We start from the raw sequence: 12,436 nt of genomic DNA on the forward strand, positions 1-12,436 counted from the left end.
AAATAGCTAGTCAGTTTTAGTTGTGCTACAGTGGTAACCTGTTTTTCTCTTTAAAATTAGGAATGACAAATGTCTTTTTTCTCTTTTGCTTTTTTAGAAAATGCGATGTCTTTTGAAGGTTATTTTAAATATATCGCCATTTTTGTCTCGTTAGGTGCATTGCTTGTGGTGACAAGCTTATATTTACGTCATCGGTTACAAACCAAATATCGCGATCTCAGTATTATCTTTCTTTTATTAATTATTTTCTTGCTCGGTGTGCAATATAAGCAATATGAGCAAAATGAAGTCTATGCAGCTGATATCTCTAGCGTGGTGACATTTTTAAATTCGGTGAAAGATAGTCAAAATTTACAGAAAGAAGATATTCGTACCAATAGCCGTACATTAATGAACGGCATGATTTTAAATATTCGGGATCAGTATTTCGAAGTCCATTTTAATAATGATTTTTCAGCGTATACCTTATCCCCAATTAACTTAGTAAACCCTAATGTTACTGTGATTGATAAGGAGGATAAATAATGGATGGCTACACATTATTAGGCTTGAAATTGGCCATGGGTATTATTGGACTGGTACTCCAAATTAACTTAATGGGAAAAGGTAACCTTGCACCGACTTCCGCGATGGATCAGGTACAAAACTATGTGCTAGGTGGCATTATTGGTGGTGTGATTTATAGCGATAGTATTGGGGTATTCCAGTTCTCTCTCGTGCTCGTGCTTTGGACATTATTGGTTTTTACCCTCCGTTTTATCAAAAATCATAACAAATTAGTTAAATCGTTGATTGATGGTAAACCTGTTTGGGTGATTTCAAACGGCAAGGTAAAAACTGCTGAATGTATGAAAAACAGTATTACTGCTAATGACCTCATGTTTAAGTTACGTGCTGCCGGTATTTATGAAATCAAAACGGTTAAACGTGCGGTATTTGAACAAAATGGACAACTTTCGATTATTCGATACGGTGATGATGATTTACGTTATCCATTAATTATTGATGGACAATTAGATGATGATGTTTTAGAAATTATTGATCGTGATGAAGAATGGGTTAAAGCTGAGTTAGAAAAACAGAACATGACGATTGAGCAAGTGTATATTGGCGAATACTTGAATGGTCAGTTAGTGGCACATGTATATGAAAACAAATAAAAAAGACCGCACCTTAAAAGTGCGGTCTTTTTTTCGCTCATTTTAACCGACAACAAAAGGTAAATAACCCGCTCGGATGGCAAAAGGAATTGAAGTAATAATCACCCCAAGCACCAATACAAGTACTAACAATGCTTTACCGCCCCACACTCTGTATGGCAAGTTAGGATGAATCGCACGTGCTTTCCAAACTAATGCTACCGGTAAAACCACTGCGTAGAACGCGAACATTTGACCAGCATAACCCAGAGCGAGAATAAAACCTTCCGGATAGAAAAGGGAGAAAAGCACTGGTGGAATGAAGGTCATTAAACCTAATGAAATACGCCCTGCATGAATATCAAAAGATTGCTTGAGCAAGTCTTCGATACATTCTAATAAACCTAATGCCACCCCTAAGAATGAAGTGACCAATGCTAAAGTGGAGAAGATTTTTACCGCATTCGCAATAATTGGGCTTTGGGTGATTTCTAAGGTTGCTTTCACCAAGCCATTTAACGTGGCGTCTTCACGTAAAATTTGTAAAAACTCATTTTGGCTGAGTAAGCCGTGCGTAGAAAGCTGCCATAAAAAGTAAGCAAATAATGTGATGCCAGAACCCACTAAAATCGCAATGCGTAAGGATTTTACATTACCGTCTAAGTATTTATTTAAACTTGGAATGGAACCGTGGAAACCAAATGCCGTGAAAAATACAGGGCTTGCAGAAATAATTAAAGCGTTATCAATTGGCATCGCCATTAAGTTATCAAATTTGATGTTCGGTAGCATTAACGCGAGCACTAAGATAAAAGCAGCAATCATCACAAAGAATAACACGCGATTGATTTTATCCACGCTGTGGGTGCCGATGACAATAAAACTACCGAAGAAAATGGTGAATACAAGCACCGCGATTTTATTCATGGTATCTTTATCGTCCATGGCTGGGAGTAAATCCATTAATAAGGAACCACCACCACTCACATAAGCGGCAATTAAGGCATATAAAAAGACAATTAAAACAGCAGTGGAAATAATTCGCCCTGCTTTACCAAAATATTGTGCAGCAAGTGTGCCGATTCCCGCATCGCTGTCAGCGGTTTGATACAGTTCCACGAATAAAAGTGCGGTGAAAGTAAGCACTGCCCACAAGCCAAGTAATAAGAAAACAGTCGCAGTTAAGCCAATCCCTGCAGAGGTGAGTGGCATTGCCAACATCCCCGCACCAATCATGGTTCCTGCAACAAGTAAGGTACTTCCCACGGTCTTGTTCATTTTATCTTCCTTAGGTTGTAATAATAAATTTACGATGATTGTATTTTAATCTTTACAGTGTGTAAAGTAGGGAAAACAAAATTCTTCTACAAAATGTACGGTAGAAATGACCGCACTTTCCCGATAAAATAGCCGGCGAATCAATTAAGACAAGAGACAATAGTAGGAGAGCTCTTATGATTTATAGTATGACAGCCTTTGCACGCCTTGAAATCAAGAAAGATTGGGGTGATGCAGTTTGGGAAATTCGTTCGGTTAACCAACGTTATTTGGAAAACTTTTTCCGCTTGCCAGAGCAATTTCGTGGCTTGGAAAATGCTTTGCGTGAGAAACTTCGTCAAAATCTCACTCGCGGTAAAATTGAATGTTCATTGCGTATTGATAGCAAAAAACAAGCGGCGGCTGAGCTCAATTTAAATAAAGAATTAGCGAATCAAGTTATTCAATCTTTACAATGGATTAAGGCACAAGCTGGTGAGGGCGAAATCAATTTAGCGGACGTATTGCGTTATCCCGGCGTGGTAGAAGCGGCTGAGCAAGATTTAGATGCTATCAGTCAAGATTTGTTGACAGCTTTTGATGAGTTGTTGGTGGAATTTATTGCAATGCGTGGGCGTGAAGGCGAAAAATTGCAAGCCATTATTCAACAACGTCTTGATGGTATTACGGTAGAAGCTGAAAAAGTGCGGTCACAAATGCCGGCGGTTTTACAATGGCAGCGTGAGCGTTTATTGCAACGTTTTGAAGAAGCGAAGATTCAACTAGATCCACAACGAGTCGAACAAGAAATGATTTTACTGGCGCAACGTGTGGACGTGGCGGAAGAATTAGATCGTCTGCAAATGCACGTGAAAGAAACCAATAATATCTTGAAAAAAGGCGGGGCAGTGGGCCGTAAACTGGACTTTATGATGCAAGAGCTGAATCGTGAATCTAACACTTTGGCATCAAAGTCCATTAATGCCGATATTACCGCTTCTGCTGTGGAGTTGAAAGTATTAATTGAACAAATGCGTGAACAAATTCAAAACCTTGAATAGGAAAAATCATGGCAACATTTATTTCATTAAACCACTATGATTTGGTGGAAGTGGCGGGCGTGGATGCGGAAAAATATCTGCAAGGCCAATTAACTTGTGATGTGGTGCATTTAGCAGCTGGCGCTTCAACGCTTACAGCGCATTGCGATCCTAAAGGTAAAATGAATTCCTTATTCCGCTTAATTAAGCTTTCAGCAGAGCAGTTTTTGATTTTAATGCCGAAAGCTTTATTAGCTCCACTCGATCATTTAAAAAAATATGCGGTGTTTTCAAAAGTGACCTTTCAAGTATTGGATTGGCAAATTGTCGGCTTGATTGGTGAAAAGTGCGGTCGAATTTACGCGCAGATTCAATTAGATATTGATGAAAACCGTGCAATTTTGATCAATCCAACACCGTTAGATGTCACTTTTAATGGCGATGAAAAACAATGGCTTTGTGCGGATATTCAAGCGGGCTTACCAAGCTTGAGCGCAGAAACGCAAAATGAATTTATCCCGCAGGCATTAAATCTACAAGCGATTGAACAAGCGATTTCTTTTACTAAAGGCTGTTATATCGGGCAGGAAACCGTCGCACGTGCCAAATATCGTGGCGCCAATAAACGTGCGATGTATGTGCTTTCGGGGGAAACCACGGTTACACCGAAAATCGGTAGCGAAATAGAAATGCAGTTAGAAACAGCTTGGCGTAAAACCGGTACGATCGTAAGTGCGGTCAATTTTGACGGCGTTTTATGGTTACACGTGGTGATGAATAACGATTTAGAAGAAGGGACGCATTTCCGTTTACCTGAAGATGGAACCGTTCTGAAAATTGAACCATTACCTTATTCCATCAATAGCTAAAAAACGATTTAGTCATTGATGACTTATAAGCATCATTAATGATGAAAAGAGAGAGCCGCAATGTTCTCTCTTTTTTTATTTTTTTAAAATCCGCTATAATTCTGAAAAACTCATGAATTGAACACTATGACTTATTATCTTGGCATCATGTCTGGCACCAGCCTTGACGGAGTGGATATTGCCCTTATTGATATCCAATCTAATCAAACCAAATTAATTGCGGCAGATTTTACACCGATGCCGGCAAATTTACGCGAAAAAGTGACCGCACTTATTCAATCAGGCACAACTACGTTACAGGCTCTGGGAGAACTTGACCATCAATTTGGTTTACTGTATGCCGATTGCGTAAATACCTTTTTACATAAATACCAGTTAAAACCAGAACAGATCGAAGCCATTGGCTGTCATGGACAAACAGTGTGGCATTCCCCAAAAGGTCAATTTCCGTTTACCATGCAAATCGGTGATATGAATTTATTAGCCGCTAAAACAGGCATTACGGTCGTTGGTGATTTGCGCCGTAAAGATATGGCGTTTGGTGGACAAGGCGCACCTTTGGTACCCGCTTTTCATCAAGCGGTATTTTTTGATCCTCATTGGGCAACGGTGATGCTGAATATTGGCGGTATTAGCAATGTATCGTTATTGATACCTGAACAGCCTGTCATTGGCTTTGATACGGGAACGGGTAATACCTTGCTTGACCAATGGATCGAAAAGCATCAAGGCAAAGCCTACGACAAAAATGGTGAATGGGCGGCTTCAGGTCAAGTGAATCCAGATTTGTTAGCGGCATTATTAGATGAAGATTTCTTTCAGCTTCCACCACCGAAAAGTACCGGACGTGAATTATTTAATCTAACTTGGTTAGAGAATAAAATTCAAAAAATAGCAGAAAAAACGACCGCACTTTTACCACAAGATGTGCAAGCCACTTTGGCAGAATTTACCGTGCAAAGTATTGTTTTAGCCCTTAATAATATTCAGACGACATTACCATGCAGATTACTTGTTTGTGGCGGAGGTGCTAAAAATCAGGCAATCATGAATGGTTTAAAACAGGCATTACCAGATTGGCGTATTCAACTGACGACTGAATTAGAACTTGATATCGATTATGTGGAGGCTGCGGCTTTTGCTTGGTTGGCTTATCGTCGTATGCATAATTTGCCGGCTAATTTGCCGAGTGTGACGGGCGCCACAAGTGCGGTCAGTTTAGGGGCGATTTTTCCAAAGGAATAAACCATGGCAGAGAATTTATTACAAACCCTTTCAACTTTAATTACTGAACAACGGAATCCTAATTCCATGAATGTGGATAGCTTGTCTGCATTAGAAATTGTGCAGTTAATGAATCAGGAAGATAAACAAGTACCTTTGGCAATTGAAAAATGTTTACCTCAAATTGCCCAAGCAGTCGAATGTATTGTTGCTGCATTTCAACAAGGTGGTCGATTAGTCTATATTGGTGCAGGGACTAGTGGTCGATTAGGCGTACTCGATGCTTCTGAATGCCCGCCAACATTTGGCGTGTTACCTGAAATGGTGAAAGGTATTATTGCAGGCGGCGAGCGCGCATTGCGTCATCCAATTGAAGGGGCGGAAGACAGTAAATCGCAAGCCGTGGTTGACTTACAAACCATTCAATTTTCCTCAAAAGATGTGTTGGTGGGCATTGCCGCAAGTGGCCGAACCCCTTATGTGATCAGTGCATTGGAATATGCGAAAAGTTTAGGTTCAGTGACCGCTTCGATTGCAAGTAATCCGAATTCAGCGATGGCGAATATTGTGGATATTGCTATTGATACGGTAGTGGGGCCAGAAGTGCTGACTGGTTCGAGTCGCTTAAAATCAGGCACAGCCCAAAAATTAGTACTGAATATGCTGACGACAGCTTCCATGATCTTAATGGGCAAATGCTATCAAAACTTAATGGTGGATGTGCAGGCAAGCAATGAAAAGCTTAAAGCTCGTGCCATTCGTATCGTCATGCAAGCCACGGATTGCGATAAGGCTCTCGCAGAAGATACATTAAAGCAGGCTGATCAAAATGCGAAATTAGCGATTATGATGATTTTGAGTGGGCTAGATCGTGCTCAAGCAGAGGCGTTATTAGAAAAACATCAGGGCAAGTTACAACTTGCATTGAAATAAGCAAAAATAAAACGCTAGGCATCAAACCTAGCGTTTTTTATTATTTAATAGTTTACTCAATTAGCAATCTTGTTTGCCGTAAGCATCTTGACGAAGGATTTGACGAACGCCTTCATCAAATTGTGCTAAAACTTGATCCGCGTCTTTTGGATCTTTACCACGAGCATCAAGATAGAACTTGATTTTCGGTTCTGTACCTGATGGGCGAACGATTAAGCGGCTACCGTTTGCTAGTACGAATACGAGGATGTCGCTTTGACGATCAGTTTTAGTGTGGTCGATGAATTGTGCCACTTTAACTCCACCTACTTCAGCTGGAGGCGTGTTACGAAGAGCGGTCATTAATTTACCAATTTCAGATAAATCGCTTACACGGATAGAAATTTGACCACTTACATAAGCACCGAATTCTTGTGTGAAGTCATTGGCATAATCCGCTAAGGTTTTGCCTTGTGCTTTTAAGTGACGAACTAAATCTAAGAACACGATCGCCGCAGAAATACCGTCTTTATCGCGTACTTTATCAGGGTCAACTAAGTAACCAAGCGCTTCTTCGAAACCGAATAATAAGCCTTGAACTTTGCCGATGTATTTGAAACCGGTTAAGGTTTCTTCTGATTGGAAGCCGTATTTTTTCGCAATTTCAGCAAGCGCTGGAGAAGATACTAAAGAACACGCTAATACGCCTTTCTCGCCTTTTGCATGGTATTGTTTTGCTAAATACCAACCTAAGAAACAACCTACTACGTTACCGTGTAAAGGTTTCCAGTTGCCTTCTGCATCTGGAACAGCTACCGCCAAGCGGTCTGCATCTGGGTCATTGGCAATAATGAATTCAGCATTGTGTTCTTTTGCCACTTTAATCGCTAAGTCTAATGCACCTTTTTCTTCTGGGTTAGGGAAGTTTACCGTTGGGAATGTACCGTCTGGCCATACTTGCTCTGCCACGATATGAGGTTGTGGAAGACCTGCTTTGGTTAAGGTTTTGCTTAATACTTCATAGCCTACACCGTGCATTGCGGTATAAACGTAGTTAATATCTGATTTAGGCTCTTTAGCAAGAGAAGCGGTTTTTTCGATATAAGCATTAACTACTTCATCATCTAACATCACATAATCTTGGCTACGAGGTAAATCTTTTACATTGCCTGCTGCTACTTTATCGATCAAAGTTGCGATATCTTTGTCAGCAGGAGAAACGATTTGGCCACCGCCGTTCGCTTTACCTAAGTAAACTTTATAACCGTTATCTTCCGGAGGGTTGTGACTTGCAGTCACCATGACACCCGCAGTGGTATCAAAATATTGGATTGCGTAAGCTAATACTGGAGTGGGTAATTTACGTGGAAGTAAGTAAGCTTTCACGCCTGCACCCGCCATGATTTCAGCCGTATCACGTGCGAAAACATCAGAGTTTTTACGACCGTCGTAACCAATCACGATAGAAGGTTGTTTGTCGTAATCTTTTAAATAATCCGCTAAACCACCTGCTGCTTGTGCTACTAAAACACGGTTCATCCCCATAGGGCCTGCTTGTAATGGTCCACGAAGCCCAGCAGTACCAAATTGTAAACGGCCACTAAAGCGAGCTTGTAATTCAGATTGTGCTTTTTCATCACCATTTTTCGCCGCGGTTAAAAGTGCGGTTAATTCTGCATGAGTTTCTGCATCAGGATCTTGGTTTAACCAGTTTTGTGCAATATCAAAAAGCGTTGTCATGATGTTTTCTCCTTGTAAAAACTAATTCTTGTTAGACTAGCTGAAAATGACTTTAATTTAAATGACTATTTTGCTTTTTTACTGAAAATTTAAGCTTTTTTTGATCGCAACCGTTTTCTCTTGATATAAAAACGGCGTAAAAATATTTACGCCGTGAGTGAGATATAAATTTATATAAAATAATAAAAATTAGAGAAGAAGGGCTGAACCCCATTTAATAATATCAAAGAAGAATTTGTTTTGATTGGTGGCAATACCATCACCCGTTTTCTTCAATGTACCATCATCATTTTTCGTTTCATCTACCATGCCATTTACATATTGGCCTTTCACGACATCTAAGTCTTCTTTTGCCTGAGTACGTAAAATTTGGCAAGCTTTTGGCTCTAATGCATCGACATCCCCAATTTCTGCGCGGAACTTCTTAAATTGATAGGTCGCGTAATTCATTGATTTTTCATCTTTTTGAATCATTTTTACATAGTCTTCACCGATGATTTTTTCTAACGGATAGAAAAAGACATATTGGGAATGAATATAGCTATCTTCTTTGGCAAAATGTTGTTGCTGAATGCGAGTTAAATTCGGATAGATACATTGTTCAGCTTGTTTACTTGCGATAGCCCATGTTTTTGCATTGGCATCAGACAGGAGATAGTCTGCTTGTGCGAATTCAGCAGGAATAGTTGACTGTGATGAACCGAATAAACTACAAGCATTCAATAGCATAACGCTGCTTAAAAAAATAATTTTTTTCACTTAAATTTCCTTACTAAAGTTGGAATGGCGGAATTTTAACAACAACGACATAATTGTAAAGTCTTCAATAATTGATTTTCTTTCCCGAACTAAAAAACTTCCGCTATAATGACCGCACTTTTTACACTTATAAAGGAAAGAACAATGCAAAATCCAAAAGATGATGTTTTATATGCACCAGTTGAGTGGGTTGATCACAGCGAAGGTTACACTGATATTCGTTTCCACAAATCGACTGATGGTATTGCAAAAATTACCATTAATCGTCCAGAAGTACGCAATGCATTTCGTCCGCAAACAGTTAAAGAAATGATCCATGCATTTTCTAACGCGCGTTTCGATGAAAAAATTGGCGTGATTGTGTTAACTGGCGAAGGCGAAAAAGCATTCTGTTCTGGCGGTGACCAAAAAATTCGTGGTGACTACGGCGGTTACAAAGATGAAAGCGGTGTGCATCATTTAAATGTATTGGATTTCCAACGTGATATTCGTACTTGTCCAAAACCAGTGGTGGCAATGGTGGCTGGATATGCAATTGGTGGCGGTCACGTATTGCATATGTTATGTGATTTAACCATCGCAGCAGAGAATGCGATTTTTGGTCAAACTGGTCCTAAAGTAGGTTCATTTGACGGTGGCTGGGGTGCAAGCTATATGGCGCGTTTAGTTGGTCAGAAAAAAGCTCGCGAAATTTGGTTCTTATGCCGTCAATATAATGCGCAAGAAGCATTAGATATGGGCTTAGTGAATACCGTAGTACCTTATGCAGATTTAGAAAAAGAAACCGTGCGTTGGTGTCGTGAAATGTTACGTAACAGCCCAATTGCATTACGTTGCTTGAAAGCTGCATTAAATGCAGACTGTGATGGCCAATCTGGTTTACAAGAACTCGCGGGTAACGCAACCATGTTGTTCTATATGACTGAAGAAGGGCAAGAAGGTCGTAACGCGTTCAACGAAAAACGCGCACCAGACTTCAGCAAATTCAGACGCAATCCTTAATTTTAATCATAAGAAGTGCGGTTAGAAATCAGTGTGTTTTTAACCGCCTTGTCATGATATATCTCGATCCTTATTCATATTTTAGAATTATTTTATGTCCTGTGTGAAACAACATAATTATGTGATTAGCTTAACCAGAGAAACAAAACGTCGCAAACATATTGAACAAGAATTTGGTCGGCAAAATATCCTTTTTTCATTTTTTGATGCAGTGACACCAGATCGTATTGAGGATGTTGCAAAGAAATTTAATATTATTTTAGATCGCTCTTCAGAAGCTAAATTATGGGATGGGGAAATCGGTTGTGCGTTAAGTCATATCTCACTATGGAATTTAGCAGTAGAAAAGAACTTGGATTATATCAATATTTTTGAAGATGATATTTACTTAGGCGAGAATGCAAAAGAGCTGTTAGAAGTCGATTATTTGCCTGATGATATTGATGTATTGAAGCTTGAAGCTAATGGAAGAATGGTATTTCGCGCGCCTAGATCAGCAAAGTATGATAGAAAGATTTATCCCATAACATTTAAGCAATCAGGAACGGCGGGTTATACCGTGACAGCGAAAGGCGCTAAATATCTTCTCGAACAGGTAAAAAATAAACCCCTTGAGGTGGCCATTGATTCTCTTATCTTTGAGCATTTTTTGAATTTAAAGGATTACAAAGTGGTTCAGCTTTCACCAGGGATTTGTGTGCAAGATTTTGTTGTGAATCCGGATAAGCCTTTTGAAAGTAGTTTGCAAAAAGGTAGAGAGTCGGTTTGTGAAAATCAAACGAAATTTTCAGTCTTTGAAAGAATCATAAACGAATTTATGAGAGTAAAACGTAAATTATTTATGAAACAAGTGCCTTTTAAATAGAATGCGTGCGGTTAAAATCTGTGTATTTTTAACCGCACTTTTGTCATCAAGGAGAATAAGATGGAAACCAAATCATTTAATCTTTATCGTTATTCTATTCCCGTCGATAGTCAGTTAATTTTACGTGGACGTTTTTTAAAACGTCGTGAAGGCTTGATTGTGCGTGTAGCTTGCAGCCGTGATGGCTGGGGGGAAATTGCACCTTTACCTGAGTTTAGTGAAGAAACCATCGAACAAGCGCAAGAGCAAGCCATTGAATGGCTGACGAATTGGTGTCATGCAAGCTGCGAAGCACCAAGAGTTCCACTTGACGGCTGTTATCCTTCTGTTGCCTTTGGTATTAGCACGGCGATGGATGAGATGAAACGTTATTTAAATGAGGAAGGTAACTATCATACCGCGCCTTTGTGCTATGGTGATCCTGATGAGTTATATGCAGAACTTAATCAAATGCCAGGTGACAAAGTCGCTAAAATCAAAGTCGGTATGTATGAAGCGAATCGTGATGGCTTGATTACGGATATGTTTCTTGAAGCCATTCCTGATTTACAATTACGTCTAGATGCGAATCGCCAATGGACGTTGGAAAAGGCGTTAAAATTTGCGGAGAAAGTAAAACCACAACATCGTTCACGTATTCAGTTTTTGGAAGAACCTTGTAAAACCCGTGAAGAAAGCCTCCAGTTTGCAGCTCAAACAGGCATTAATATTGCTTGGGATGAAAGTGTACGTGAGCCAGATTTTCTTTTAGAAAAAGAACCGCACTTAAGTGCCATTGTAATTAAACCAACATTGGTTGGTTCGCTACAAGATTGTCAAAAGTTGATTGCGCAAGCACATAGCTTAGGCATAAAAGCAGTGATTAGCTCGAGTATTGAAAGTAGCTTAGGATTGACTCAACTTGCTCGTATTGCGGCACAATATACACCCAATGTAACACCAGGATTAGATACGTTAAATTTGATGCAACATCAGGTATTACGTGCGTGGCCAGGCTCAGATTTACCGCTAATTGATTTAAATTCAGAATTTATTACCAAAATCGTCTAGAGATAAGACCACCATTACACAAAAAATCGCTATAATTCGCACAAGTTAAAGGATGTGAAAATGTCAAAAAAATTCAATATTTTGTTGTTAAATGGCCCGAACTTAAATATGTTGGGCGCAAGAGAGCCGAAACATTATGGTTCGCTTTCGTTGTCTGCCATTGAAGAAAATGTGGCAAAACTTGCGGCGCAGCATGATGTGAATTTGGAGTGCTTTCAAGCAAATAGCGAAGAAAAGTTAATCGATAAGATTCATCAAAGTTTTCAGAAAGTGGATTTTATTTTAATTAACCCAGCAGCTTATACGCATACCAGTGTTGCATTGCGCGATGCGTTGCTTGCTGTGTCAATTCCTTTTGTTGAAATCCATTTGTCTAATGTACATAAGCGCGAGCCATTCCGTCACCATTCTTACTTTAGTGATGTGGCTGAAGGGGTGATTTGTGGCTTAGGTGCGAAAGGCTATGAGTTTGCTCTCCAATTCGCGTTAGATTTTTTAAATAAAAAAGCATAAAATTTCACAAAATTTACAGATTTTCGCAGAAATTTATCGCAAATTGCGTGATTTTGCGGTAATCTT

13 protein-coding genes are annotated in these 12,436 nt (G+C 39.6%); 10 read left to right on the top strand and 3 right to left on the bottom strand.

What is annotated here, in order from left to right:
• Window positions 1-69 precede the first annotated feature (69 nt).
• Both DPV85_RS00215 and DPV85_RS00220 read left to right on the top strand, forming a co-directional pair.
• Window positions 70-525: a DUF3290 family protein gene (locus DPV85_RS00215; protein ID WP_049365274.1), complete on the top strand. Its 456-nt coding sequence runs from the start codon at window positions 70-72 to the stop codon at window positions 523-525.
• Window positions 525-1,160 (top strand): DUF421 domain-containing protein, encoded by a 636-nt coding sequence (locus DPV85_RS00220; RefSeq protein WP_054419033.1) that lies wholly within the window; start codon window positions 525-527, stop codon window positions 1,158-1,160. The genes DPV85_RS00215 and DPV85_RS00220 overlap by 1 nt, the downstream gene beginning before the upstream one ends.
• Before the next feature lie 42 nt (window positions 1,161-1,202).
• Here DPV85_RS00220 and DPV85_RS00225 read toward each other — a convergent pair whose 3' ends face one another.
• Window positions 1,203-2,417, bottom strand: coding sequence for an aromatic amino acid transport family protein (locus DPV85_RS00225; protein WP_111326333.1), 1,215 nt, complete (start codon window positions 2,415-2,417; stop codon window positions 1,203-1,205).
• A gap of 176 nt (window positions 2,418-2,593) precedes the next feature.
• Here DPV85_RS00225 and DPV85_RS00230 point away from each other — a divergent pair, with 176 nt between their 5' ends.
• The 4 genes from DPV85_RS00230 to murQ all read left to right on the top strand — a co-directional run bounded on the left by DPV85_RS00230 (window position 2,594) and on the right by murQ (window position 6,462).
• A complete protein-coding gene (locus DPV85_RS00230) occupies window positions 2,594-3,457 on the top strand; it encodes a YicC/YloC family endoribonuclease (RefSeq protein ID WP_070868573.1) in 864 nt (287 codons plus the stop codon).
• 8 nt (window positions 3,458-3,465) lie between these two features.
• Complete coding sequence (ygfZ, locus tag DPV85_RS00235) at window positions 3,466-4,305, top strand: CAF17-like 4Fe-4S cluster assembly/insertion protein YgfZ (RefSeq protein WP_111326335.1); 840 nt, start codon at window positions 3,466-3,468, stop codon at window positions 4,303-4,305.
• A 126-nt stretch (window positions 4,306-4,431) separates the two neighbouring features.
• Complete coding sequence (locus DPV85_RS00240; RefSeq protein WP_111326337.1) at window positions 4,432-5,550, top strand: anhydro-N-acetylmuramic acid kinase; 1,119 nt, start codon at window positions 4,432-4,434, stop codon at window positions 5,548-5,550.
• 3 nt (window positions 5,551-5,553) lie between these two features.
• The gene (gene murQ / locus DPV85_RS00245) at window positions 5,554-6,462 is read left to right on the top strand and encodes an N-acetylmuramic acid 6-phosphate etherase (protein WP_111326338.1); all 909 of its coding nucleotides are present in this window, start codon (window positions 5,554-5,556) and stop codon (window positions 6,460-6,462) included.
• 60 nt (window positions 6,463-6,522) lie between these two features.
• Here the strand turns inward: murQ and DPV85_RS00250 are convergent, their stop codons facing one another.
• The gene (locus tag DPV85_RS00250; protein ID WP_111326340.1) at window positions 6,523-8,181 is read right to left on the bottom strand and encodes a phospho-sugar mutase; all 1,659 of its coding nucleotides are present in this window, start codon (window positions 8,179-8,181) and stop codon (window positions 6,523-6,525) included.
• Window positions 8,182-8,370: 189 nt separating this feature from the next.
• The gene (locus tag DPV85_RS00255) at window positions 8,371-8,940 is read right to left on the bottom strand and encodes a DUF5358 domain-containing protein (protein ID WP_111326341.1); all 570 of its coding nucleotides are present in this window, start codon (window positions 8,938-8,940) and stop codon (window positions 8,371-8,373) included.
• Between the two features lie 144 nt (window positions 8,941-9,084).
• Between DPV85_RS00255 and menB the strand changes: the two genes are divergently transcribed.
• The 4 genes from menB (at window position 9,085) to aroQ (ending at window position 12,370) form a co-directional block, all read left to right on the top strand.
• On the top strand, window positions 9,085-9,942 hold the full coding sequence (gene menB, locus DPV85_RS00260) for a 1,4-dihydroxy-2-naphthoyl-CoA synthase (RefSeq protein ID WP_014064726.1): 858 nt from the start codon (window positions 9,085-9,087) through the stop codon (window positions 9,940-9,942).
• Window positions 9,943-10,036: 94 nt separating this feature from the next.
• Window positions 10,037-10,807 (top strand): glycosyltransferase family 25 protein, encoded by a 771-nt coding sequence (locus DPV85_RS00265; RefSeq protein WP_111326343.1) that lies wholly within the window; start codon window positions 10,037-10,039, stop codon window positions 10,805-10,807.
• A gap of 60 nt (window positions 10,808-10,867) precedes the next feature.
• Window positions 10,868-11,857, top strand: a complete 990-nt coding sequence (gene menC / locus DPV85_RS00270; protein ID WP_111326344.1) for an o-succinylbenzoate synthase — start codon at window positions 10,868-10,870, stop codon at window positions 11,855-11,857.
• A gap of 60 nt (window positions 11,858-11,917) precedes the next feature.
• The gene (aroQ, locus tag DPV85_RS00275; protein WP_014064728.1) at window positions 11,918-12,370 is read left to right on the top strand and encodes a type II 3-dehydroquinate dehydratase; all 453 of its coding nucleotides are present in this window, start codon (window positions 11,918-11,920) and stop codon (window positions 12,368-12,370) included.
• Window positions 12,371-12,436 lie beyond the last annotated feature (66 nt).

Origin of the sequence: Haemophilus parainfluenzae (assembly GCF_003252725.1) — a bacterium.
Taxonomy (GTDB): Bacteria; Pseudomonadota; Gammaproteobacteria; order Enterobacterales; family Pasteurellaceae; genus Haemophilus_D; species Haemophilus_D parainfluenzae_L.

Coding starts and splice junctions, on each gene's coding strand:
- DPV85_RS00215 (WP_049365274.1), top strand. CDS start 70: ATGTCTTTTTTCTCTTTTGCTTTTTTAGAAAATGCGATGTCTTTTGAA.
- DPV85_RS00220 (WP_054419033.1), top strand. CDS start 525: ATGGATGGCTACACATTATTAGGCTTGAAATTGGCCATGGGTATTATT.
- DPV85_RS00225 (WP_111326333.1), bottom strand. CDS start 2,417: ATGAACAAGACCGTGGGAAGTACCTTACTTGTTGCAGGAACCATGATT.
- DPV85_RS00230 (WP_070868573.1), top strand. CDS start 2,594: ATGATTTATAGTATGACAGCCTTTGCACGCCTTGAAATCAAGAAAGAT.
- ygfZ (WP_111326335.1), top strand. CDS start 3,466: ATGGCAACATTTATTTCATTAAACCACTATGATTTGGTGGAAGTGGCG.
- DPV85_RS00240 (WP_111326337.1), top strand. CDS start 4,432: ATGACTTATTATCTTGGCATCATGTCTGGCACCAGCCTTGACGGAGTG.
- murQ (WP_111326338.1), top strand. CDS start 5,554: ATGGCAGAGAATTTATTACAAACCCTTTCAACTTTAATTACTGAACAA.
- DPV85_RS00250 (WP_111326340.1), bottom strand. CDS start 8,181: ATGACAACGCTTTTTGATATTGCACAAAACTGGTTAAACCAAGATCCT.
- menB (WP_014064726.1), top strand. CDS start 9,085: ATGCAAAATCCAAAAGATGATGTTTTATATGCACCAGTTGAGTGGGTT.
- DPV85_RS00265 (WP_111326343.1), top strand. CDS start 10,037: ATGTCCTGTGTGAAACAACATAATTATGTGATTAGCTTAACCAGAGAA.
- menC (WP_111326344.1), top strand. CDS start 10,868: ATGGAAACCAAATCATTTAATCTTTATCGTTATTCTATTCCCGTCGAT.
- aroQ (WP_014064728.1), top strand. CDS start 11,918: ATGTCAAAAAAATTCAATATTTTGTTGTTAAATGGCCCGAACTTAAAT.